Source organism: Streptomyces sp. NPDC088762 (assembly GCF_044750905.1).
Classification (GTDB): Bacteria; Actinomycetota; Actinomycetes; order Streptomycetales; family Streptomycetaceae; genus Streptomyces.
Genome location: NZ_JBIVKT010000004.1, coordinates 471454 through 494519 on the forward strand (window position 1 = coordinate 471454; position 23066 = coordinate 494519).

A 23066-nucleotide genomic window follows, 5' to 3' on the forward strand; every position below is an offset into this window, starting at 1 on the left:
ACATGTACGCACCATTGCACGATCACACCTCACATACGGGCGTATACCCGCACAGCCGTACGCACACGTGTACGCACGGATGCCCGGCACCACACGAGGTGGCACCGGGCACCGTGACTTGTCCTGCCGCCGGAAGTCCTCCGGACGCGCGGTCAGGCGCGGCCGGCCGTCTTCTGGGTCTTGCGCGTGATCGAGTCGATCACCACGGTGGCCAGCAGCACGGCTCCCGTGATCATGTACTGGATCGGCGTCGCGATTCCCTCCAGGGCCAGACCGTACTGGATCGAGGTGATGACCATGACGCCGAGGAGGGCGTTCCAGGTCCGGCCCCGGCCGCCGAAGAGGCTGGTGCCGCCGATGACGGCCGCCGCGATGACGTTCATCAGCAGGTCGCCGGCGCCGGCGCTCTGGTTGGCCGCCGCGATCTTGGAGGCCCAGAAGAGCCCGCCGATGGCGGCGAAGGTGCCGGCGATCGCGAAGACCGTGATCCGCACCCGGTTGACGTTGATGCCGGCGCGGCGGGAGGCCTCGACGCTGCCGCCCAGCGCGAAGACCTGACGGCCGAAGGAGGTGCGGCGCAGGACGAAGTCCGTGCCGACCAGGGCCAGCAGGAAGAGCACCACCGCGAGCGGCAGGCCCTTGTACTGGTTGAACACGATCGCGGGACCGAAGGTGAACACCGCGAGCAGGCCGGTGCGCAGCAGGATCTCGGCGACCGGGCGGGAGGGGACCCCGGCGGCCTCGCGACGGCGCGCGTCGAAGAAGGTGGCGAGGAAGTACCCGGCCACCGCGACCGCGGCCAGCCCGTAGCCGACGGCCACGTCCGAGAAGAAGTACGTGGTCAGCTTGCCGACCACACCCTCGGAGTCGAGGTTGATCGTGCCGTTGCTGCCCAGGATCTGCAGCATCGCGCCGGACCAGAACAGCAGGCCCGACAGGGTGACGGCGAAGGCGGGGGCGCCGATCCGGGCGAAGAAGAAGCCGTGGATGGAGCCGATCAGGGCGCCGCCGGCGATGGCGGCGAGGATCGCGAGCCATTCGTTCACGCCGTGGGTGACGGCGAGGACGGCGACGATCGCGCCCGAGACACCGCTGACGGAGCCGACCGAGAGGTCGATCTCGCCCAGCAGCAGCACGAAGATGATGCCGACGGCCATCATGCCGGTGGCGGTCATCGTGATCGCGATGTTGCTGAGGTTCTCCGGGGAGAGGAAGTTCGAGTTCAGGCCCTGGAAGATGCTCCAGATGACGACCAGGCCGATGACGACCGGGATGGAGCCCAGGTCGCCCGCCTTCATCCGGCGCCCGAACTCGCTCAGGTAGCCGGCGAGGCCTTCCTCCCGTACGAGGAGGCGGGGGTCGACGGCCGGGATGGCGTCGTGCGCTGCGGCCGGGTTGACCACCTCGGCGTGGGCGTCGTCCGACGTGTGCAGCGGGTCGGCGGCTGGGTTCTCGGTGCTCACTTGCGAGCCTCCCCGGTGCGGGCCGCCCGACGGGTCACGGCGTTGTCCGTGGCTCCCGTGATGGCGGAGATGATCTCTTCCTGCGAGGTGTCGGCGACGTTGAAGACACCGTTGTTGCGGCCCAGCCGCAGGACCGCCACCTTGTCGGCGACGGCCTTCACATCGGCCATGTTGTGGCTGATGAGGATGACGGCGTGGCCGCGCTCGCGCAGCCGTTCCACCAGGTCGAGGACCTGCGCGGTCTGCTCGACGCCGAGGGCGGCGGTGGGCTCGTCGAGGATGACGAGCTGGGGCTCGCCCAGCATGGAGCGGGCGATCGCCACGGTCTGGCGCTGGCCGCCGGACAGCGAGGCGATGGGGATCCGGACGCTGGGTATCCGGATGGACAGGGTGGTCAGCAGCTCGCGGGCGCGGCGCTCCATCTCCACCTCGTCCAGGACGCCGCGGCGCTTGAGCTCGCGGCCTAGGAAGAGGTTGCCGACGACGTCGATGTTGTCGCACAGCGCCAGGTCCTGGTAGACCGTCGCGATGCCCAGGTTCTGGGCGTCGTGCGGCTTTCCGATGGAGACCGGACGGCCCTCCCACTCGATGACGCCGTCATCGATGGGGTGCACGCCGGCGATCGTTTTGACCAGCGTGGACTTGCCGGCGCCGTTGTCGCCCACGAGGGCGACCACCTCACCGGAGTGGATCTCGAGTTCTACGTCGGTCAGGGCCTGAACGGCGCCGAACCGCTTCGAGACCCCTCGCAACGCCAGCACGGGCGCAGCGGACACATGAACCATCTCCTTCGCCGCCTGACCGGCGGGGATGTCGTGCAAAAGAGCAGGAGCGGGGCGAATGGGGGAAACGTTTCTGCCCGGCGCCCCGCGGATGGCGGGGAAAGAGGGGGCGGGGCGCCGGTCAGGCACGGGGGCCGCCTCGCGAGAGGCGGCGGGGGCCGCTACTTCAGGCCGATGGCGGCGCAGGCGGCCGCGTACTTCTCGGTGCAGATGTCGTTGACGGTGTAGACGCCGTCCTTGACGACGGTGTCCTTGATGTTGCCCTTGGTGAGCGAGACGACCGGGATCAGCACGGACGGGATGCCCTTGGTGGTCGCGCTGTCCACCTTCTGGTTGATGATGTCGTCGAGCTTCTCGCCCTTGGCGAGCGCGACGGCCATCTTCGCGGCGGCCTCGGCCTCGGGGGCGTACGGCTTGTAGACGCTCATGAACTGCTCGCCCGCCACGATCCGCTGCACGCCGGCGAGTTCGGCGTCCTGGCCGGTAACCGGGGGCAGGGGGGAGACGCCGGCGGCCTTGAGGGCGGTGATGATGCCGCCGGCCATGCCGTCGTTGGCGGAGTAGACGCCGATGACCTTGTCCTTGCCGAGCGCGGACAGCGCACCCGCCATGTTGGTGTTGGCGTTCTCCGGCTTCCACTCGACGGTGTCGTACTCCTTGCCGATGTTCACCTTGCCGTCGAGGACGGAGTGCGCACCGGACTTGAAGAGGGCGGCGTTCGGGTCGGTGACCGAGCCGTTCATCATGACGATCTGGCCGTCCTTGGCCTTGTCGCCCAGCGCCTCCAGCAGCGCCTTGCCCTGGACCTTGCCGACCTCTTCGTTGTCGAAGGAGGTGTAGGCGTCGATGGGGCCCTCGGCGCGGCGGTCGTAGGCGACGACCGGGATGCCGGCGTCCTTGGCCTTCTTGATCGAGCCGGCGATGGCCTTGTAGTCGACAGCGTCGATGATCAGGACGTCCACCTTGTTGGTGATCATCGTGTCGACCTGGGAGTTCTGCGTGGTCGCGTCCTGCTTGGCGTTGGCGTAGACGACCTGGCCCTTGCCGCCGGTGAGCTCGGCGACCTTCTTCTCGATGAGCGGCTTGTCGAACTTCTCGTAACGCGCGGTCTGGTTCTCCGGCAGGAGCAGGCCGATCTTGATCGCGTCGCCCGCGGCGGAGCCGGAGTCCTTCGGCTTCTCGCCGGCCTCCTTCGCGCTGCCACAGGCGGCGAGCGAAACGGCCATCGCGCCGGCTGCGGCGACTACGACGGCTCTACGCATACGAGTGTTCATTTCTTGAACCTCCCTGACGAGGCCGCAACACTGCGGCCGAGGTGGATGTGAGTCAACCCCGGCCGCGTTTTGCCGTCAAGGAGTGAATCCTTAACGAGATGACAACGGTGCCATCTGTTATCTACCTGAAGGCAAGACGGCGGGAGTTCGCACTCCACTTCCATGGTCCGACAAAAGCGTCGAATCGCCCATCTCGCTGAGTACGAGCGCCAGTGCGCCCAGCACCTCGGCCCGTCCGCCCAGGGAGCCCGTGAGCACCGACAACTGGCGGGCCGCGCTCGGAATCGCGTACCTCCCCACTGATTCACGGATGGGGGCCAGGACCAGTTCACCCGCCTCCGCGAGGGAGCCGCCGAGGACCACCCGGCTGGGGTTCAGGAGGTTGCAGAGGCTGGCCACGCCGCTGCCGATGTGGCGGCCCACGTCCGTGATCACCCGGCGGCAGCCCGGGTCCCCGCCGCGGGCCAGCTCCACCACCCGCTCCATCGTCAACTCCGGTCCGTGCGTGCCCTGGAGCAGCGGCAGTACGTACCGGGCCGCGGCGAAGGTCTCCAGGCAGCCGCGGTTCCCGCAGCGGCAGACGGGGCCGGATTCGTCCAGCGTGATGTGCCCGATCTCGCCCGCGGTACCGCCCGGCCCGCGGTAGATCCGGCCGTTGATGACCAGCCCGGCGCCGACGCCGCTGGCCACCTTGATGTACGCGAGGTCCTTTACTCCGCGCCCGCTCCCCCAAACGAGTTCACCGAGGGCTCCGAGGTTGGCGTCGTTGTCGACGTAGACCGGCACCCCGAGGCGCTGCGAGAGCTCCTGGCGGGGGTTGATGCCCGCCCATCCCGGCAGGATCGCGGTCGAGCCCAGGGTCCCGGACTCCACGTCGATCGGGCCGGGGACGCCGAGCCCGACGCCGATGACCTTCTCCAGCCCCACCCCTATGCCCGCGATCAGCCGCCCGACCAGCGCTTCCGCCCGGTCGAAGCCCTCCGTCCAGGAGGCGTCCACATCCAGCGGCTCGGCCTCCTCGGCCAGCACCTGGTGGGCGAGGTTGCCCACCGCCACGCGCAGGTGGGTATGGCCGAAGTCGACGCCGATGACGATGCCGGCGTCACCGCTGAGGGAGACGCTGCGCGCCCGCCGGCCGCCCGCCGAGGTGTCGGTGACCTCGACGGTCCCGCTCTCCTTGAGCTCGCGGACGATGTTGGAGACCGTGGCCGCCGACAGTCCGGTGGTGCGGGCGATCTCCGCCTGGGTCAGCGAACCCGACAGGCGCACCGCCCGCACGACCCGCTCGAGATTCGCGCGATGCAGCGAGGACTGCGATCCGGGAGTCTGCACGACTCATCCACTCCTGCCCATAAGCGACGGCCGGCCGTCGCCCCCCGGCCGGGACACCGCGGCTCGGCTGCGAGACCCCGGCGTCTCTCCAACTTGTGAACCTTAAGTCGAGCCTTTACGCATCCACACGTCAAGAGCCTGAGGCAGCACGAAACAGCCACTTTGGACCATAAGGGGGAGAGAAGGGCCGCGGGGGCGGGTTCAGCCGGCCGGCGGTGCGTGATCCGGCCGGCTGATCGCGCGGCTATTTGAGGGTGGCGGAGGTCAGCCCGGCCTGGATCTGGCGCTGGAAGGACAGGTAGACGACCAGCATCGGGATCATCGCGATGGTCACGCCGGCGAACAGCACCGGCAGGTCCGTCTCGTAGCCCATCTGGTACTGGAGCTGGATCAGGCCCTGGGTGAGCATGTAGCGCTCGGGGTCCGATCCGCTCTGGGGCTGCATCAGCACGGAGGGCAGGATGTACTGGTTCCACTGGCCCAGGACGTTGAAGATCCCGACGCTGATCAGGCCGGGCTTGGCCATCGGCAGCATCACCTGGAAGAAGATCCGGGTGTCGGATGCTCCGTCGATCACCGCCGCCTCGTACACCGCCGTCGGCAGGGTGCGGAAGAAGGAGTGCATGAAGAAGACGGTGAAGGGCATCGAGTAGGCGACGTAGACCAGGATCAGACCCTGGTACGTGTTGAGCATGTCGAGGCGCTTGACCATGAAGAACAGCGGGACGAGCGCCAGGAAGACGGGGAACATCGCCCCGCTGACGAAGAAGTAGTAGATGATCCGGTTCCCCGGGAAGGGGTAGCGCGCCAGGACGTACGCCGCCATCGAGCCGAGCAGCATGGTCAGCGGGACCGAGAACGCCATCACGATCAGCGTGTGCGCGAAGTAGTCCCCGATGCCCTTGTCCCAGGCCCGGGAGAAGGCGTCGAAGTGCCAGTTGGAGGGCCAGCTGAGGGCCGACCCGCCGATCTGGGAGTCGGTCTTGAACGAACCGAGCGCCAGCCAGATCAGGGGCAGGACGATCAGTATGGCCCAGACGGCGAGGAAGCCGTGCGAGAAGACGTTGAGCACCGTGCCGTCGGAGCGGCGGTTGCCGCCCTCCTCGGCGCGGCCGCTGCCGCTGCCGCCGGGCCGCTCGGCCGAGGACTCGCCCGGTGCCTTGATCACTGTGGTCATCGTGGTCTCCCGCTCAGAACTCGATGCGCTCGCGGCGGGTGGCGCGCAGCGTGACAACGGAGAGGATCATGGTCAGGACCAGCATGACCACGCCCATGGCGCAGGCGTAGCCGCTCTTGCCGAAGTACAGGAAGTTGCGCATGAGCACCGTGGCCATGACCTCGCTGTGGTGGTCGGGACCGCCGCCGAACTGGCCGGAGGTCATGGTCGACACCAGGACGAACATGTCCATCGCGGCGATGCCCAGATAGACCGCCGAGGTCTGCACGGAGTCCCACAGCAGGGGGAGCGTGACCTTGAGGAAGGTCTGGGCGCGTCCGGCGCCGTCCAGCAGGGCGGCCTCGTAGATGTCCTTGGGGACGGACTGCATGGCCGCGGAGAAGAGGACCAGGTAGAAGCCGACCCCGTGCCAGACCACCACGAGGAGCAGGCACCAGAGCACCAGGTTGGGCTGGTTGAGCCATTCGACTGGATGGGCGGGGTCGACGAGCCCCAACTTGCCGAGGAAACCGTTCAGCAGACCGCCCTCGTCGCTGCGGTACACCGCGCCGAAGAGCACCGCGAGGATGGCGAGGGAGAGGACCTGCGGGAAGAAGTAGACGACCTTGTAGAGGGCCGATCCGCGCACGCCCCGCACCCCGCCCGCCCCGCTGCGCCCTCCCGCGTTCACCATGAAGGCGAAGAAGAGGGCGAGCAGGATGGTGATGGTCGGGACGAACACCAGGAGCAGCAGGTTGTGCCAGAGGGCGCCGCGGAAGACCTCGTCCTTCAGCAGGGCCGAGTAGTTCTCCAGTCCGACGAAGTCGAACGTCGGTGACTGGCCGGACCAGTTGGTGAAGGAATAGCCGAACGTCTGAATGTACGGCCAGATGACAAAGGTCAGATACAGCGCGAGCGGCAGGATGAGGAAGCCGGTGATGAAGCCGGCCCTTCCTGTGCCGCGGGCTACTTGGCTCATGGTGTCCGTCCCTGATGACGCTGCCGGTGGACGTGGTGTCAGCTGCGGTGGTTGTTCTTGGCGTTGGGGTCCTTGGCAGCCTTGTCTACCGCAGCCTGGGCCCGCTTGATCCACTCCTTTGGCTGGATCCGCTGGGCCATCAGCTCATTGGACGCGTTCTGGATCTCGGTGTCCATCTCGCTGTACCAGTCGGGGTAGAGGTAGTTGAAGGTGTTCTCGCCGGCCGCCTTGAGCGCCGTGACCGCCGACTGGGTGCCGGGGCGGAGTGTGACGCTCGGGTCCACGCCGTCCTTGACGATGGTCAGCGAGTTGGCCTGCTGGGCGAAGATCGTCGACCATTCGCGGGAGAGCATGGAGCGCAGGAACTCCAGGCCGCCCGCCTTGTTCGCGGCCTTCTCCGGGACGATGAAGGGCTCGTTGGCGCCCGCGCGGATGGCGGTGAAGGGGAGCTTGCTGTCGGCCAGCAGGGGCACCGGCAGGAACTTCATGTCGAAGTCCTCCGGAGTCTGCTTGAGCTGCTCGTTCTCCAGCCAGGAGCCGGAGGGGATGAAGGCGGCCTTGTACTGGTTCCACGCGGTCTGGGACTCCGTGTGGGTCAGGCCGTTGGTCCCGGCCATGAGGTAGCCCTTCTCGACCACCTCGTAGACCGCCTCGACGGCCGCCAGGGCGGCGGGGTTGCCCTCGAAGGCGTTGGGCTCCAGGTTGTCGATGGCCTTCATGGCCTCCAGACCGCCCTTCTTGGCGATCAGGTCCATGATGACGACGTTGATGTAGTACGGGTACTTGCCCTGGTGGGCGAGGCCGCCGATGCCGGCCTCCTTGGCCTTGGCGCAGATGGCCAGGAACTCGTCCCAGGTCTTGGGCTCGGCCCAGCCCTTCTCCTTGAAGAGCTTGCCGGAGTACCAGAGGCCGAAGACGGTGTAGACGTAGTTCAGGGCGACGAACTTGCCGCCCTGCGTCCCTTGTTCGACCGCCCCGGGGATCAGGGTGTCGCGGACCTTCTTGGTCGGGTCGTCGAGCGAGGGGGCGTCGAGGACCGGGGTCAGGTCGGCGAGCTGGCCGCCCTTGGCGAGTACGTCGATCTTGATCATCTGGGCGCCGGAGTCGTCGATGACGTCCGGCGGGGTGCCGCCGTTGAAGCGGGGCTGGAGCTTGGCGGCGATCTCCTGGGTGCCCAGGTGGGAGCTGGTGGTGCCCCACTTCTTGTCGAAGGCGGCCTCCCAGGCCTTGGCGTAGTCGTCGCCGAACCCGCCCTTGAAGACGACGACGTCCATCTTGCCGCCCTTGGCGACGCCGAAGGGGTTCTCCTTGGTCACCGCGCCCTTGTCCGGGCCCTTCGTGGTGTCGTCACCGCCGGAGGCGCAGGCGGACAGGAAGCTCATCGTCGGCACCGTGATCAGTCCGAGTGCTGCGGAACGCTTGATCAGATCACGGCGGCCGAGGCCCTCACCAGTGGATCCCATGCTCATGTCCTCGCCTTCGTCAGAAGTGTGAAGGAGGCCGGAAATCACGGCGGTTGCCGCACGTGCGGACATCACCGCAGGTCCCCGCCCATCCCCCGGTCCGGGGCCGCTCGTCTCGCGCTGGTCCGGACGGGCACAGGTATAGTCCACTTCCGCTCGCCTGAGCAAGATCGTGCACAACTATGGACCTCAGCTTTTCCGAGTTGAGACCTCTCCGTCACCTGGCCCCGACCGCCGGGGACATCCCGGAAAAGCGGAAGGGCCGTACCCCCTTAACGGGGATACGGCCCTATGGTGCCGATAAGCGGAGAACGGCTCCGCTTGGCGCGCCCTTAGCCTCGGATGAGGTTCCGGAGCACGTACTGCATGATTCCGCCGTTACGGTAGTAGTCCGCCTCACCCGGCGTGTCGATGCGGACGACCGCGTCGAACTCCACACCGGTGTCGGTGGTGACCTTGACCGTGCGCGGGGTGGTGCCGTTGTTCAGCTCCTCCACACCGGTGAAGGAGAAGGTCTCCTCGCCGGTGAGGCCCAGGGAGGCCGCGGTGGCGCCCTCGGGGAACTGCAGGGGCAGGACGCCCATGCCGATCAGGTTGGAGCGGTGGATGCGCTCGTAGGACTCGGCGATGACGGCCTTGACGCCGAGCAGCGCGGTGCCCTTGGCCGCCCAGTCGCGGGACGAGCCCGAGCCGTACTCCTTGCCGGCCAGGATGACCAGCGGGATGCCGGCGGCCTGGTAGTTCTGCGAGGCGTCGTAGATGAAGGAGACCGGCGCGCCCTCGACGGTGAAGTCGCGGGTGAAGCCGCCCTCGGTGCCCGGCGCGATCTGGTTGCGCAGGCGGATGTTGGCGAAGGTACCGCGGATCATGACCTCGTGGTTGCCGCGGCGGGAACCGTACGAGTTGAAGTCGCGGCGCTCGACGCCGTGCTCGGTGAGGTACTTGCCGGCCGGGGTGTCGGCCTTGATCGCACCGGCCGGGGAGATGTGGTCGGTGGTGACCGAGTCGCCCAGCTTCGCCAGCACGCGGGCGCCGGCGATGTCGGAGACCGGGGTGGTCTCCATCGTCATGCCCTCGAAGTAGGGGGGCTTGCGGACGTAGGTGGACTGCGGGTCCCACTCGAAGGTGTTGCCGGTCGGGATCGGCAGCGCCTGCCACTGGGCGTCGCCCGCGAAGACGTCCTGGTAGGACTTGTTGAACATGTCCTCGCCGATGGCGTTCGCCACGACGTCGTTGACCTCGGCCTCGGAGGGCCAGATGTCCTTGAGGAAGACCGGCTTGCCCTCGGTGTCGATGCCGATGGCCTCGGTGGTGATGTCCACCTTCATGGAGCCCGCGATGGCGTACGCGACGACCAGCGGCGGGGACGCCAGGTAGTTCATCTTGACGTCCGGGTTGATCCGGCCCTCGAAGTTGCGGTTGCCGGAGAGCACCGAGGTGACCGCGAGGTCGTGCTCGTTGATCGCCTTCGAGATCTCCTCGTCCAGCGGACCGGAGTTGCCGATGCAGGTGGTGCAGCCGTACCCGACGAGGTTGAAGCCCATCTTGTCCAGGTACGGGGTCAGGCCGGCCTTGTCGAAGTAGTCGGTGACGACCTTCGAGCCCGGGGCCAGGGTGGTCTTGACCCACGGCTTGCGGGTCAGGCCCTTCTCGACCGCCTTCTTGGCCACGAGCGCCGCGGCGACCATGACGTAGGGGTTCGAGGTGTTGGTGCAGGAGGTGATCGCGGCGACGGTGACGGCGCCGTGGTCGATCTCCAAGGAGGAGCCGTCGGCCAGGGTGACCAGGGTCGGCTTCGAGGGGGTGCCGTTCGGGTGGTTCGCCGGGGCGTCGGAGGCCGGGAAGGACTCCTTGCCCGCCTCGTCCACGTCGTCGACGTAGTTGCGCACGTCCTGGGCGAACTGCTGCGCGGCGTTCGCGAGGACGATGCGGTCCTGCGGGCGCTTCGGGCCGGCGATGGAGGGGACGACCGTGGAGAGGTCGAGCTCCAGCTTCTCGGAGAAGTCCGGCTCGGCGGCCGGGTCCAGCCACAGGCCCTGCTCCTTGGCGTACGCCTCGACGAGGGCGACCTGCTGGGCGTCGCGGCCGGTCAGGCGCAGGTACTTCAGCGTCTCGTCGTCGATCGGGAAGATCGCGGCGGTGGAGCCGAACTCCGGCGACATGTTGCCGATGGTGGCGCGGTTCGCGAGGGAGGTGGCGGCGACGCCCTCACCGTAGAACTCGACGAACTTGCCGACGACGCCGTGCTTGCGCAGCATCTCGGTGATGGTCAGCACCAGGTCGGTGGCGGTGGTGCCGGTGGGCAGCTCGCCGGTCAGCTTGAAGCCCACGACGCGCGGGATCAGCATGGAGACCGGCTGGCCGAGCATCGCGGCCTCGGCCTCGATGCCGCCGACGCCCCAGCCCAGCACGCCGAGGCCGTTGACCATGGTGGTGTGCGAGTCGGTGCCGACGAGGGTGTCGGGGTACGCCTGGCCGTTACGGACCATGACGGTGCGGGCCAGGTGCTCGATGTTGACCTGGTGGACGATGCCGGTGCCCGGGGGGACGACCTTGAACTCGTCGAAGGCGGTCTGGCCCCAGCGCAGGAACTGGTAGCGCTCCTTGTTGCGGCCGTACTCCAGCTCCACGTTCTGGGCGAACGCGTCGTTGGTGCCGAACTTGTCGGCGATGACCGAGTGGTCGATGACCAGCTCGGCCGGGGCCAGCGGGTTGATCTTGGACGGGTCGCCGCCGAGGGCCTTCACGGCCTCGCGCATGGTGGCGAGGTCCACGACGCAGGGAACACCGGTGAAGTCCTGCATGATCACGCGGGCCGGCGTGAACTGGATCTCCTGGCTGGGCTGGGCCTGGGAGTCCCAGCCGCCGAGCGCCCGGATGTGGTCGGCGGTGATGTTCGCGCCGTCCTCGGTGCGGAGCAGGTTCTCCAGCAGGACCTTCAGGCTGTAGGGAAGGCGGGCGGCGCCCTCAACCTTGTCCAGCCGGAAGATCTCGTACGACTCGTCGCCCACCTGCAGCGTGCTGCGGGCGTCGAAGCTGTTCGCCGACACGACAGTCTCCTTCATGCATGATTTCGCGCGTAGTACCGCATCCTGCCGCCACGCCCCTTGGCCAATCCGCTAAGGTAAGGCTAAGTTAGGTAACCCTTACCAGCGGGGGCGGCTGCGGTTCGCCTTCGGCAGATATCTCGATGTCGAGATAACTCTAGTACATGTCCGGGGATCGGGACGAGGCGCGCTGCCCCGGATCCGTCAGATGCGCCGGGATACGCCGGGCGGGGGGCGGATCCACCGTCGGTGCGGGCGGCTCGCGCGCGCCGGTGGCGATGACCGGGCGGGAGTCGAAACGCCGCCCGGCGCGCCGGAGCGACCGGGCCGATGAGGTCCGGGCGGTGGGCAGATGCGCATAAATGCCACCATTGCCCTCTCGGCGGGCTCGAACAACTCGCCGACGTCACGCCACGGCAGGCACTCCTGCCCCATCCACCCGAGTGGGAGTGGCGGCAGCTCACGGGCCATGGATCGCGCGCCCCGGTGCGGAATCTGACAGTCCATAACACCCGTCTGCCGCACCCGACGCGATCGACATCTCATATCTGAGATACGGTGCAGCCATGGCAGACGACTACCTCGTACGCATCGGCAAGCTCATCCGTGACGCCCGGCAGCACCGGGGCTGGACGCAGAGTCAGCTCGCCGACGCGCTCGGCACCAGCCAGAGCGCCGTGAACCGGATCGAGCGCGGCAATCAGAACATCAGCCTTGAGATGATCGCCCGAATCGGTGAAGCGCTCGACAGCGAGATCGTCTCCCTCGGCTACGCCGGCCCGATGCACCTGCGAGTCGTCGGCGGCCGCCGGCTGTCCGGCGCCATCGACGTCAAGACGAGCAAGAACGCCTGTGTCGCCCTGCTGTGCGCCTCGCTCCTCAACAAGGGCCGCACGGTCCTGAGGCGGGTGGCCCGCATCGAGGAGGTCTACCGCCTCCTGGAGGTCCTGAACTCCATCGGTGTCCGCTCCCGCTGGATCAACGAGGGCGTCGACCTGGAGCTGGTCCCGCCGGCCCGCCTCGACATGGACGCCATCGACGCGGACGCCGCCCGCCGGACCCGGAGCATCATCATGTTCCTGGGCCCCCTGCTGCACCGGATGGACCAGTTCCGCCTGCCGTACGCCGGTGGCTGCGACCTCGGCACCCGCACCATCGAGCCGCACATGATCGCCCTGCGCCGGTTCGGCCTGGACATCACCGCGACCGAGGGCATCTACCACGCACGGGTCGCCTCCGGGGTCTCCCCGGACCGCCCGATCGTCCTGACCGAGCGCGGGGACACGGTCACGGAGAACGCCCTCCTGGCCGCCGCCCGGCACGACGGCGTGACGGTCATCCGCAACGCCTCCTCCAACTACATGGTCCAGGACCTCTGCTTCTTCCTGGAGGCGCTGGGCGTCAAGGTCGAGGGCGTCGGCACGACCACGCTCACCGTCCACGGCGTCCCGAACATCGACGTGGACGTGGACTACTCCCCCTCCGAGGACCCGGTCGAGGCGATGAGCCTGCTCGCCGCCGCGGTCGTCACCGAATCGGAGCTGACGATCCGCCGGGTGCCGATCGAGTTCATGGAGATCGAGCTGGCGGTCCTGGAGGAGATGGGCCTGGACCACGACCGCTCGGCGGAGTACACCGCCGACAACGGCCGCACCCGCCTGGTCGACCTCACGGTCCGCCCGTCCAAACTCGAAGCCCCGATCGACAAGATCCACCCGATGCCGTTCCCCGGGCTGAACATCGACAACGTGCCGTTCTTCGCGGCCATCGCCGCCGTCGCCCAGGGCCAGACCCTGATCCACGACTGGGTGTACGACAACCGCGCGATCTACCTCACCGACCTCAACCGCCTCGGCGGCCGCCTCCAACTCCTGGACCCGCACCGCGTCCTGGTCGAGGGCCCGACCCGCTGGCGCGCCGCGGAAATGATGTGCCCCCCGGCCCTCCGCCCGGCGGTGGTCGTCCTCCTGGCGATGATGGCGGCCGAGGGCACCTCGGTGCTCCGCAACGTGTACGTCATCAACCGCGGCTACGAGGAACTGGCCGAGCGCCTCAACTCGGTGGGCGCCCAGATCGAAATCTTCCGGGACATCTAGGATCCGGACAAGCGGGATCCAGCCGAGGTCTTCCCTCGCTTTCCACCGCCAGCGTGACGGTACGGTGGACGGCCCATTAGTACTCCAGCTGTAGATCGTGATCTTGCTGGTGGGTGCTGTAAGGAACGGGCGCGGCCACCGTTGATCATCGTCGGTGTGTGGACTGACGACGAGACGGTGGCCACTCCACAGCGCAGATCCTGCACGTTCACGGTCGGCCGGCATGCCGTCGGGCACTGGCAAGCAGTCCGGGCCTGCCCTCGGCCCGGACCGCTCACCGCGTGCCACTCCTCGCTAGGCCGCTTGGCCCGCCGGGTGGAAGTTGATGCGTTCACGGATGACGGGGAAACCGGCCTTGGCGAAGTTCGCGGCCATGGGGAAGTTGGCCTGGTCCGTCGCTCCGCTGACGAACTCCGCGCCTTGCTCGGCGAGGAGGTGGGTGCACTCGGCGAGGAGGTCGTAGGCGTAGCCGCGACCGCGCTGTTCCGGGACGACTCCGATGAAGCCGATCGTCGGGCCGGAGGGGTTGTGGGCCGGGATGTGGATGCCGGCCAGGTCGCCCTCCGGCGTGTGTGCGGTCTGCCACCATTCCCGTGGGGAGGGGCACCAGCGGAAGAAGTCGAGTTCCTCCTGGGCGGCCTGGTCGAGGCCGCCCTCCTCGATGGCCCTGAGCGCGTGGGCGTCCAGGGTGGCGGAGTGGATGCGGCGCAACGCGTCGAAGAACACGGTGTCGTCGGGTTCGGCGCTGAAGCGCAGGCGTCCGGGCCGCTCGGGCAGACCTCGCTCGGGGGTCCAGCGGTACAGGAAGCGTTCCACCAGGAGTTCGTACCCTGCGGCTCGTGCGGCGGCGAAGCGCGCCTCGGCTGCGGCGCGCAGGTAGGTACTTTCCCGCCAGCCACCGGGCAGGTTGATCTCGAGTTCGACCTGCCAGGGAGCGGAGCGCAGGAGTTCGGCCCCGGCCTCCTCCTCGCCCTCGGCCACGTCGAACCAGTTGATGTTGACGGGCTCCGAGTCGTCGGGGCCGCCCCACCACGCACCGCGTGCGACGACCTCGCCGTCGCGCAGGGCGACGCGCTTCCAGTCCGGGCGGAACCGGGTACGCCGGTGGCCTTCACCGGCGCCGAGGGGGTCGGGGTGTGCGTCGAAAAGATGTGCGTCGCTGGCGGAGAGCGCGCGGATGACCGTATCGGTCATGGATTCCTCCGGGATGCAGGCTGCTTGGAGCGCTCCCGGTCAGAAGTGACGAATTACGCCGGGATAGGGGAAGAGGGAGCGCTGGAAAGGTGTGAACTGCACGGCACTCGCCTCCTTCCATCCATCTCAGGGCGTGAAGCCACACGGTACGTGATCTTCCGCGGGTCCGTCCACGGATTTCCGCGCCCCTTGCAAGGAGGGGTTCGCGGGAGATGCAGAGCGCTCTCAAAGGCCCGCGGCCGAATCCGCCCGCCTTGTCCAAGTAGAGCCGCAGGAGGCGCTCGTCACCGGTTCGAGGGAGTGCTGCCGGGTCCTGCCCGTCGGTAGGGTGCGGGTCCTGCTCGACGGAGGTACGACGATGAACCCCGAAGACGAACCCCTCGACCGATGGGCCGCGCGCCGTGAAGGACGGCTCCGCAGGACCGGCGAGCTCAAAGCCGTCACGCTCGGAACCGGGCCGCAGCGCGCCGCCCATCTGGACCCCGAAGTTCCCCGCCTGATCCTCGAATGGGACGGGTTCCAGTGGGTGGCCCTGGCCGTGGTCGAGGACTACGCGGCGGCCTGCCGGCGACTGCGCCCCGTCCCCCAAGCACGGCAGGAAGGCAGCCGGCCGGCGCCCCGGCCGCAGGGCGGTAGGCACCGCAAGCCGACCGGCGCCGATGGGAGTTCCCGTTGAGCGAGTACTGGGACACGTACGCCGAGGGGTGGGGGGCGGTCGAATGGGATGACGCCGCCTTTCGCGGGTGGACACAGTACGAGGGGCACGGGCCCGGCCTGGACTTCGTCGGGGCGCCCGCCAGTGTGCTGGAGCTGGGATGCGGTGATGCGCTGGAGCTGGTGCTCTTCGCCCGCCGGGGGATCCCCGTGGTGGGGCTGGATCTCGCTTCGGCGCACCTGGACCGCGCCCGGCAGCGGTGCGAAGGGCTGCCCGCCCGGTTCTTCCGGCAGGACGCCACCGGCTTCCTCACGCGTACCGACGAGGTGTTCGACGCGGTGATCTCCCGCTTCGGGGCGGTGTGGTTCCACGACCCCCGCGAGCTGCTGCCGCTGATCCGCAAGAGGCTGACGCCCGCCGGCGTCCTGCTCTTTACGCACGCTCCGGCCGTGGACGGTTGCTACGGGCCCCAGGGGATCTACCCGGGCGCCCTCCGGGGGCGGCCCGTCGCGGTCAAGCGGTGGTCGTACGCGCCGGAAACGTACGAGGAGATGCTGGCGGAGGCCGGGTTCGGGCGGGTGGAGGCACGGGTGCTGGAGGCTCCGGACCCGCTCGATCTCGGCACGCTCCTGGTCCGGGCCTGGGCGCAGGCGGCGGAGTGAGCTCCGCCTGGCTGCCGCCCGGGCAGTACATCGAGACCATCGCCCGGGCGACCTCGTACGCCTGTCTCTACTTCACCGACAGCCGTGGCCGGCCCGTGCAGCTGCGCGCGACCCGCTCCGCCGAGGCCTGGCAGTGGCCGGGCGGGAACATGGATCCGGGGGAGACGCCGTGGCAGTGCGCCCTGCGCGAGTGCCTGGAGGAGACGGGCATCGTGTTCGGCGGTGAGCCGAAGCTCCTCGGGTCGCACTTCATCGGGCACCAGGGCGAAGCCTGGCCCGCGAACCACATCGGGTTCATCTTCGACGGCGGGACCCTGACGGACGAGCAGATCGGGTCCATCGTCCTCGACCCGGCGGAGCACACCCAGGTGCGGGTGCAGACCGTGGCCGAGTGGGAGGCGGTCATGACCCCGCGCACCTTCGCACGGCTGCGGGAGATCGATGCCGCGCGCCGGGATGGTGTCGTTCGGTACATGGAGGCGTAGCGGGTGGGGCGGGGGGCGGTGGGATCCGGTCTGATGGGGTCTCTCGCTCGCCAACTGTGGGCCGGGGGCGGCAGGATGGGGGTTTCGGACGGGATGAGGGGCGGGTCGACATGGCGGTCGGGACGGGCTCGGGGGTTGTCGGGGCGGAGGTTCCCGTGCTGGCGGGGGTGCCGGTGCTGGGGTCGCTGTTCGAGCTGAAGTCGGACTCGCTCGGGACCTACCTGCGGGCGCAGCAGCGGCACGGTGACGTCGTACGGATCAGTGCCGGACCGCCCGGGCTGCGGGCCGAGCTGTACTGCGTGTTCTCCCCTGAGGGTGCGCAGCAGGTGCTCGCCTCGGAGTCGGCCAACTTCCGCAAGGACAACCCCTTCTACCAGGAGGTCCGCGACTCCTTCGGCAACGGGCTGCTGACCAGCCAGGACGAGGACTACCTGCGCCAGCGCCGGCTGGTCCAGCCGCTGTTCACGCGGCGCCGGGTGGACGGGTACGCGGGGGCGGTCGCCGCCGAGACCGCGTCGGTCCTCGCCGGCTGGGAACAGGCCCCCGGCGGGATCGTCGACGTGTCGGAGCAGATGATGCGCCTGGCCCTGCGCGCGGTGGCCCGGATCCTCTTCGGCACCGACGTGGAGGCCACCGTCGACGTCGTCGACCGGTGTTTTCCGGTCATCACCGAGTACGTGCTGCGGCGCGGCTACTCCCCCGCCAACATCCCCCGGAGCTGGCCGACTCCGGCGAACAAGCGGGCGGCCGCCGCGATGGATGAGCTCTATGCGGTGTGCGACAAGATCATCGGTGAGCGGAGGACGGGCGCCGGTGACGGTGCCGGCACCGGTTCCGACGGCCCCGGCGAGGACCTGCTGACGCTGCTCGCCGCCGCGAAGAGTTCGGACGACGGGGAGTTCGACGCCTCCGAGCTGCGCGACCAGGTGCTGATCTTCCTGCTCGCCGGGCACGAGACGACCGCCACCTCCCTCTCCTTCGCCCTGCACCTGCTCGCCCGCCACCCCGAGGAGCAGAGCCGGGCCCGGGAGGAGATCGCCCGGGTCCTGGGCGACCGTACGCCGCAGGCCGCCGACCTGGACCGGCTCCCGTACCTCACCCAGGTCCTCAAGGAGGCCATGCGGCTCTACCCGGCCGCCCCGGTCATCGGCCGCAAGGCGGTCGCCGCCACCGAGATCGGCGGCCACGCCGTCCCGGCGGGCGCGGACGTGATACTGGCGCCCTGGGTGACGCACCGCCACCCCCGCTACTGGCCCGACCCCGACCGTTTCGACCCGGAACGCTTCGCCCCGGAGGCGGAGGCGGGCCGTCCGCGCTATGCCTGGTTCCCCTTCGGAGGCGGTCCGCGCGCCTGCATCGGGCAGCACTTCTCGATGCTGGAGTCGGTGATCGCGCTGGCGATGATCCTGCGGACGTACGAGTTCGAGGCCGTCGACACCGACATCCCGGTCAGCGCCGGAATCACCCTGCGGACGGACGGCCCGGCGCGCTGCCGGGTCCGTCGCGTGGACGGCTAGCGGCCGTCCCGCCATCATGACCGGATGGACGAGGAGATTCCGGGGCGTTTGTCCCCGTACGCACGCCGGCCCGCGCGCGCGATACTGCCCGGCTCGCCCGCCCCGGAGCGGCTGCTCCGCCGGATCGGCGGCTTCTTCCTCTTCCGGTTCCTGACGGCGCTCCCCGACGACCTCGCCGAGGCGGTGTCGGCGCTCACCGAGCCCTTCGAGCGGGCCGCCCGCCTGGTCGGACGGCTCCTCCACGGGCCGGCCCTGCGGGGCGGCTGGGACAGCGAGGCCGGCCGCCTCGCCCTGGCCCTGTACGGCTTCCACTGGACGCACTGGCACACCGAAGCCCGGGGCCCGTACGGAACCTTCACCGCGGCCCCGGGCAAGGTCACCGTCCGGCCGCCCTGGCGGCGCGGCGACGCGGGCCGCGAGTCCCGCTCCGCCGCCTGTGCGCTGCGCCGCGTGCCGTGGCCGCGGCGCCGCCCGACCCGGGTGGACCTCTCCTTCGCGGACGGCTCCTGGCTGGCCCTGCGGATGAACACCCGGGCGGACGCGGCCCGCCTGCGCGCCGCGCTCGCTCAGGGGCGGACGTAGGGCCGGGTCATGATCTCCATGTTGTGGCCGTCCGGATCCTCGAAGTAGGCGCCGCGACCGCCGAACAGGCGGTTGATCCGCCCGGGTTCGGTGTGGCCGGGGTCGGCGTAGTAGGTGACCCCGACCGCTTCCAGGCGGGCGATCATGCCGTCGAACCGCTCGTCCGGCACGAGGAACGCGTAGTGCTGCGACTGGATCGGCTCGCCACGCTTCTCGTAGTAGTCGAGCGTCACGCCGTTGCCGAGGTCGACGGGGAGGAACGGCCCGAAGGGAGCGCCGACCTCCAGCCCCAGGATCACGGCGAGGAACTCGGCCGACAGCCGCCGGTCGCGGGCGTAGATGGCGGTGTGGTTCAACTGCACGGATGTCACGGGCAGTTCGGATGCGTACGGGTACTGCTGTGCGCCGTTCGGCATGTGAGGTGTGTCTCCGGGTCTCGGTATCCGCTGGAAGGGCGCCGCGTACGGGCGCCGGGCAGGAAGACTCGGAAAGGGGGCGGGGCTCTTGCCCGCCCCGCGCTCACGCCGAGGCCGGGAGCCTTACTCGTGCGTGGCCCATGGCCGACCCGGCAGTCACCCGAGCGACTTTAGTGATCATCACGGGCCGAGGCAACACCGTTCTCGGGTCGTGCTCCGCCGCTCCCGGGTCGTGCTCCGCCGGACACTCCCTAGACCCGGTCGGCGCTGGGCGCGTGGTTGCCCTGGAGGCGTTCGAGGTCCGAGGGCCTGACCTGGATGACGATCAGCGCGATCAGCGCCCCGACCAGGGTGAACAGGGCGGCCACCACGAAGGCCGCGCTGATGCCCGAGGTGAGCACCTGGTCGCTCCACGGCTTCGGGTACTGCCCGGTGCGCTTGAAGTAGGCCAGCTGTTCGGGGCCGGCGTTGCGCAGGAAGCCCGGCGCCTGGTCCTTGGCCTCGTTGCGACTGGCCGTGCCGAAGATGGTCACCAGGATCGACAGCCCGAGCGAACCGCCCACCTGCTGCATCGAGTTGAGCAGTCCGGAGGCCGCTCCCGACTCACGGTCGGGGACGTTGGACAGGGCCATCAGAGTCAGGGACACGAACTGGAGGCCCATGCCCAGGCCGAAGATCAGCAGCGGGCCGAGGATGCTGCCCAGGTACGTGGAGTGGATGTCGGTCTGTGTCAGCCAGGCGAGCCCCGTCGCCGAGCACAGCGCGCCGGTGACCATGAAGGGTTTGGGCCCGAACTTCGGCAGCAGCTGCGAGGTGGTGCCGGCGCCGACCGCGACGACCGCGCTCACCGGAAGGAAGGCGAGCCCGGCCTGGAGCGGGCTGAAGCCGAGCACGATCTGCACGAAGAGGGTGAGGAAGAAGAACATGCCGAAGATCGCGCAGGCGAGCATCAGCATGATCCCGTAGGTCCCGGCCCGGTTGCGGTCGGCGAACATGTGGAGCGGGGTGATCGGCTGCGGCGAGCGGCGCTCGTTGAGCATGAACAGGGTCAGCAGGACCACGGCGGCGCCGAAGGATCCGAGCGTGATCGGGTCGCGCCAGCCGTCCTGGGAGGCCCTGATGAAGCCGTACACGAGCGCGACCATGCCCGTGGTGGACAGCAGCGCTCCGGCGAGGTCGAAGTGGCCGGGGTGGCGTTCGGATTCGCGGATCACCTTTCCGGCCAGCACGGCGATCAGCACGGCGATCGGGACGTTGACGAACAACACCCAGCGCCAGTTGAGCCATTCGACGAGCATGCCGCCCGCGAGGAGGCCGATCGCGCCGCCGGCGGCGGAGACTCCGGCGAACACGCCGAAGGCCCGGTTGCGGGCGGGGCCTTCACGGAAGGTCGTGGTGATCAGCGCGAGCGAGGTCGGGGAGGCGATGGCGCCGCCGACGCCCTGGAGGGCTCGGGCGGCCAGCAACTGGCCCTCGTTCTGCGCGAGTCCGCCGAGGAGGGAGGCGAGCCCGAAGAGCAGGACGCCGAAGATGAAGACGCGCTTGCGGCCCAGGATGTCGCCCGTCCGGCCGCCGAGGAGCAGCAGGCCGCCGAAGGCGAGGGTGTAGGCGTTGACGACCCAGGAAAGGCTCTCGGTCGAGAAGTGGAGCGCGGTCTGGATGTGCGGCAGCGCGATGTTCACGATGGTGATGTCGAGGACCACCATGAGCTGGCATGAGGCGATGACGAACAGCGCGAGACCGTTCCCGCTTCCTCGGACCTTGCCGTCGGCCCTCTTGGTGTTCGGCGATGCGTTCGCGTCCACCCTCTCGACGCTAAGCCCGCTCCCACGGGGTCACCACTCGAACGGCCCAGTCCCACCCACTGCGTCAGTGCCATTTCACATGTCAAACTACGGCCATGGACGACTTCCTCCGGCTCTCCGCCGACACGGCCCGGTTCACCCATGGAGCCCCGCGCGCCTTCTCCTTCGGGGACGACGGCCGGCTGCTCTGGTTCCTCCGCTCCGGCGGCCCCACCGACGCCTTCGACAGCCTCTGGGTGCTCGACACCGCCACGGGGGCCGAAACCCGGCTTGCCGACCCCCGCGAGCTGTGCCCCGAGCCGGGCCCCCTGCCCACCGCCGAGCGCCGGCTGCGCGAGCGGATCCGGCTCGTCGCGGCCGGCATCGGCTCGTACGCGCTCTCCGGTGACGGCCTGCGCGCCGTCTTCGCGCTGTACGGGCGGCTGTACCAGGTCGGCTCGGACGGAGCCCGGGCACCCGAGGAGATACCGGCCGCCGGACCGGCCCTGGACCCGAGGCCCAACGCCGACGGCACGCGCACCGCGTACGTCAGCGACGACGCCCTGTACGTCGCCCCCGGCGGCCGCGTCAGCCCGGACGACGGGGCCCGCTGGGGCGTGTCCGAGTTCGCCGCCGCCGAGGAGCTGGGACGGGCCCGGGGCCACTGGTGGTCGCCGGACGGGAAGACCCTGCTGGCCGCCCGGGTCGACGAATCCCGCCTCCAGCGGCGGTACTTCACCGATCCGGCCCACCCCGAGCTGCCGCCCGAGGACTTCGCCTACCCCCAAGCGGGCGGCCCCAACGCCGACGTCCAGTTGTGGGTGCTGGGTTCGGCCGGGGAACGGACACGGATCACCTGGGACGCCGGGACCTACCCGTACGTCTCCGACGCGGGCTGGGAATCGGAGACGGAGATCCTGCTCACCGTCCAGGACCGCCTCCAGCAACGCGTGCTGCTGCTCTCCGCAGACCCCGCCACCGGCCGCGCCCGGGAACTCTCCCGCACCGTTCATCCCCGGTGGGTGGACCCACTGCTCCCCGGCACCCCGGCCCGGCTCCCCGACGGGCGGGTGCTGACCTGCGCCGACACCCCGGACGGAGCCGCCCGCGCGCTCGCCGTCGACGGCGTGCTGCTCACCGGTGAGGGGATCCAGATCCGCCGCGTGGCCGGGATCCACGCGGGCTCCCTGCTCGTCGAGGCCGCCGAAGGCGATCCGGCCGACCAGCAGGTGCTGCTGCTCGACCCCGTGACCGGGGAACGGACCCCGCTCGCCGACGGGCCCGGCGTGCACTCCGTCCAGGCCTCGGCCGGGACCCTGCTGCTGACCTCGGCCGACGCAGACGGGATCCGTCGTACCGTACGCACCGCGGACGGGCGCGAATGCGCGCCCGCCGACCTGTCCGAGCCCCTGCCCTACCGGGTGGTCCCGCTCCTGGAACGGGTCACCGAGCACGGCATCCCCACCGCCCTGGTCCTCCCCCGCGGCCATGTCCCCGGCCGGCGGCTGCCCGTACTGATGGACAGCTACGGCGGCCCCGGCATGCAGGACGTCAGCTCCGAACCGCGCCGCTGGCAGGCCCGCCAGTGGTGGGCCGACCAGGGCTTCGCCGTGGTCACCGTCGACAACCGCGGGACGGCGTACGTCTCCCCCGCCCACACGCACGCCATGTACCGCGGCTTCTCCGAGGTGACCCTGGAGGACCAGGTCGCGGCCCTCCAGGCGCTGGGCGCCCGGCACCCCGACCTCGACCTCGCCCGGGTCGGCATCCGCGGCTGGTCCTACGGCGGCTACCTCTCGGCCATGGCGGTGCTGCGCCGCCCGGACGTCTTCCACGCGGCGGCAGCCGGGGCCGCGCCCACCGACTTCCGGTACTACGACACCGCGTACACCGAGCGCTACCTGGGCCTGCCCCAGGAGCACCCGGAGGTGTACGAGCGGGACTCCCTGATCGCGGACGCGCCGAAGCTGACCCGTCCGCTGCTGCTCACCACGGGTCTGGCCGACGACAACGTCCACCCCTCCCACACCCTGCGCCTGTCGCAGGCCTTGACGGACGCGGGCCGCCCCCACCAGCTGCTGGCCCTGCCGGGCGTCACCCACATGACCCCGGGCGGCACCCGCGAGAAGCTGATGGCGCTGGAGCTGGAGTTCTTCCGCCGGGAACTGGCCTGAGCACC

Annotated in this window: 18 protein-coding genes; 7 read left to right on the forward strand and 11 right to left on the reverse strand. The window is 69.5% G+C overall.

Features of this window, described 5'->3' with window-relative positions; translation table 11 throughout:
• Positions 1–152: 152 nt before the first annotated feature.
• The 8 genes from ACIP5M_RS13585 to acnA all read right to left on the reverse strand — a co-directional run bounded on the left by ACIP5M_RS13585 (position 153) and on the right by acnA (position 11499).
• Positions 153–1433, reverse strand: coding sequence for a sugar ABC transporter permease (locus ACIP5M_RS13585; protein ID WP_401196336.1), 1281 nt, complete (start codon positions 1431–1433; stop codon positions 153–155).
• Between the two features lie 26 nt (positions 1434–1459).
• Positions 1460–2248, reverse strand: coding sequence for an ATP-binding cassette domain-containing protein (locus tag ACIP5M_RS13590; protein ID WP_215011998.1), 789 nt, complete (start codon positions 2246–2248; stop codon positions 1460–1462).
• A gap of 158 nt (positions 2249–2406) precedes the next feature.
• Positions 2407–3507, reverse strand: coding sequence for a substrate-binding domain-containing protein (locus tag ACIP5M_RS13595; RefSeq protein WP_401196004.1), 1101 nt, complete (start codon positions 3505–3507; stop codon positions 2407–2409).
• Positions 3508–3636: 129 nt separating this feature from the next.
• Positions 3637–4851 (reverse strand): ROK family protein, encoded by a 1215-nt coding sequence (locus tag ACIP5M_RS13600; RefSeq protein ID WP_401196006.1) that lies wholly within the window; start codon positions 4849–4851, stop codon positions 3637–3639.
• A gap of 244 nt (positions 4852–5095) precedes the next feature.
• Positions 5096–6028: a carbohydrate ABC transporter permease gene (locus ACIP5M_RS13605; RefSeq protein ID WP_401196010.1), complete on the reverse strand. Its 933-nt coding sequence runs from the start codon at positions 6026–6028 to the stop codon at positions 5096–5098.
• A gap of 13 nt (positions 6029–6041) precedes the next feature.
• Positions 6042–6986: a carbohydrate ABC transporter permease gene (locus ACIP5M_RS13610; RefSeq protein WP_401196012.1), complete on the reverse strand. Its 945-nt coding sequence runs from the start codon at positions 6984–6986 to the stop codon at positions 6042–6044.
• Between the two features lie 38 nt (positions 6987–7024).
• Positions 7025–8449 (reverse strand): N-acetylglucosamine/diacetylchitobiose ABC transporter substrate-binding protein, encoded by a 1425-nt coding sequence (ngcE, locus tag ACIP5M_RS13615; RefSeq protein ID WP_401196339.1) that lies wholly within the window; start codon positions 8447–8449, stop codon positions 7025–7027.
• Between the two features lie 332 nt (positions 8450–8781).
• Entirely contained in the window at positions 8782–11499 is a 2718-nt protein-coding gene (acnA, locus tag ACIP5M_RS13620) for an aconitate hydratase AcnA (protein WP_401196015.1), read from the reverse strand.
• 563 nt (positions 11500–12062) lie between these two features.
• Here acnA and ACIP5M_RS13625 point away from each other — a divergent pair.
• On the forward strand, positions 12063–13592 hold the full coding sequence (locus ACIP5M_RS13625; RefSeq protein WP_401196017.1) for a helix-turn-helix domain-containing protein: 1530 nt from the start codon (positions 12063–12065) through the stop codon (positions 13590–13592).
• A 294-nt stretch (positions 13593–13886) separates the two neighbouring features.
• Here the strand turns inward: ACIP5M_RS13625 and ACIP5M_RS13630 are convergent, their stop codons facing one another.
• Positions 13887–14786 (reverse strand): GNAT family N-acetyltransferase, encoded by a 900-nt coding sequence (locus ACIP5M_RS13630; RefSeq protein ID WP_401196020.1) that lies wholly within the window; start codon positions 14784–14786, stop codon positions 13887–13889.
• Positions 14787–15144: 358 nt separating this feature from the next.
• Here ACIP5M_RS13630 and ACIP5M_RS13635 point away from each other — a divergent pair, with 358 nt between their 5' ends.
• The 5 genes from ACIP5M_RS13635 (at position 15145) to ACIP5M_RS13655 (ending at position 18687) form a co-directional block, all read left to right on the forward strand.
• Positions 15145–15462 carry a DUF6087 family protein gene (locus ACIP5M_RS13635; protein ID WP_401196023.1) on the forward strand — a complete coding sequence of 106 codons (318 nt, stop codon included), beginning with the start codon at positions 15145–15147 and terminating at the stop codon, positions 15460–15462.
• Positions 15459–16103 (forward strand): class I SAM-dependent methyltransferase, encoded by a 645-nt coding sequence (locus tag ACIP5M_RS13640; RefSeq protein ID WP_401196026.1) that lies wholly within the window; start codon positions 15459–15461, stop codon positions 16101–16103. Before ACIP5M_RS13635 ends, ACIP5M_RS13640 begins: the two co-directional genes overlap by 4 nt.
• Entirely contained in the window at positions 16100–16588 is a 489-nt protein-coding gene (locus ACIP5M_RS13645) for an NUDIX domain-containing protein (RefSeq protein WP_401196029.1), read from the forward strand. The genes ACIP5M_RS13640 and ACIP5M_RS13645 overlap by 4 nt, the downstream gene beginning before the upstream one ends.
• A 110-nt stretch (positions 16589–16698) precedes the next feature.
• Positions 16699–18105, forward strand: coding sequence for a cytochrome P450 (locus ACIP5M_RS13650; RefSeq protein ID WP_401196032.1), 1407 nt, complete (start codon positions 16699–16701; stop codon positions 18103–18105).
• Positions 18106–18129: 24 nt separating this feature from the next.
• Positions 18130–18687 (forward strand): hypothetical protein, encoded by a 558-nt coding sequence (locus ACIP5M_RS13655; protein ID WP_401196035.1) that lies wholly within the window; start codon positions 18130–18132, stop codon positions 18685–18687.
• Here ACIP5M_RS13655 and ACIP5M_RS13660 read toward each other — a convergent pair.
• Positions 18672–19103 (reverse strand): VOC family protein, encoded by a 432-nt coding sequence (locus ACIP5M_RS13660; RefSeq protein ID WP_401196037.1) that lies wholly within the window; start codon positions 19101–19103, stop codon positions 18672–18674. The two genes, ACIP5M_RS13655 and ACIP5M_RS13660, sit on opposite strands and share 16 nt — an antisense overlap.
• Positions 19104–19354: 251 nt before the next feature.
• Positions 19355–20908 (reverse strand): MFS transporter, encoded by a 1554-nt coding sequence (locus tag ACIP5M_RS13665; protein ID WP_401196039.1) that lies wholly within the window; start codon positions 20906–20908, stop codon positions 19355–19357.
• Positions 20909–21003: 95 nt separating this feature from the next.
• Between ACIP5M_RS13665 and ACIP5M_RS13670 the strand changes: the two genes are divergently transcribed.
• Positions 21004–23061, forward strand: a complete 2058-nt coding sequence (locus ACIP5M_RS13670) for a prolyl oligopeptidase family serine peptidase (RefSeq protein ID WP_401196042.1) — start codon at positions 21004–21006, stop codon at positions 23059–23061.
• Positions 23062–23066: the final 5 nt, after the last annotated feature.

What these genes read in the sequence shown, in the direction of transcription:
- ACIP5M_RS13660 (WP_401196037.1), bottom strand. Translation starts at nt 19,103, where the DNA reads ATGCCGAACGGCGCACAGCAGTACCCGTACGCATCCGAACTGCCCGTG.
- ACIP5M_RS13605 (WP_401196010.1), bottom strand. Translation starts at nt 6,028, where the DNA reads ATGACCACAGTGATCAAGGCACCGGGCGAGTCCTCGGCCGAGCGGCCC.
- ACIP5M_RS13630 (WP_401196020.1), bottom strand. Translation starts at nt 14,786, where the DNA reads ATGACCGATACGGTCATCCGCGCGCTCTCCGCCAGCGACGCACATCTT.
- ACIP5M_RS13610 (WP_401196012.1), bottom strand. Translation starts at nt 6,986, where the DNA reads ATGAGCCAAGTAGCCCGCGGCACAGGAAGGGCCGGCTTCATCACCGGC.
- ACIP5M_RS13590 (WP_215011998.1), bottom strand. Translation starts at nt 2,248, where the DNA reads ATGGTTCATGTGTCCGCTGCGCCCGTGCTGGCGTTGCGAGGGGTCTCG.
- ACIP5M_RS13670 (WP_401196042.1), top strand. Translation starts at nt 21,004, where the DNA reads ATGGACGACTTCCTCCGGCTCTCCGCCGACACGGCCCGGTTCACCCAT.
- ngcE (WP_401196339.1), bottom strand. Translation starts at nt 8,449, where the DNA reads ATGGGATCCACTGGTGAGGGCCTCGGCCGCCGTGATCTGATCAAGCGT.
- ACIP5M_RS13655 (WP_401196035.1), top strand. Translation starts at nt 18,130, where the DNA reads ATGGACGAGGAGATTCCGGGGCGTTTGTCCCCGTACGCACGCCGGCCC.
- ACIP5M_RS13595 (WP_401196004.1), bottom strand. Translation starts at nt 3,507, where the DNA reads ATGCGTAGAGCCGTCGTAGTCGCCGCAGCCGGCGCGATGGCCGTTTCG.
- ACIP5M_RS13635 (WP_401196023.1), top strand. Translation starts at nt 15,145, where the DNA reads ATGAACCCCGAAGACGAACCCCTCGACCGATGGGCCGCGCGCCGTGAA.
- ACIP5M_RS13650 (WP_401196032.1), top strand. Translation starts at nt 16,699, where the DNA reads ATGGCGGTCGGGACGGGCTCGGGGGTTGTCGGGGCGGAGGTTCCCGTG.
- ACIP5M_RS13625 (WP_401196017.1), top strand. Translation starts at nt 12,063, where the DNA reads ATGGCAGACGACTACCTCGTACGCATCGGCAAGCTCATCCGTGACGCC.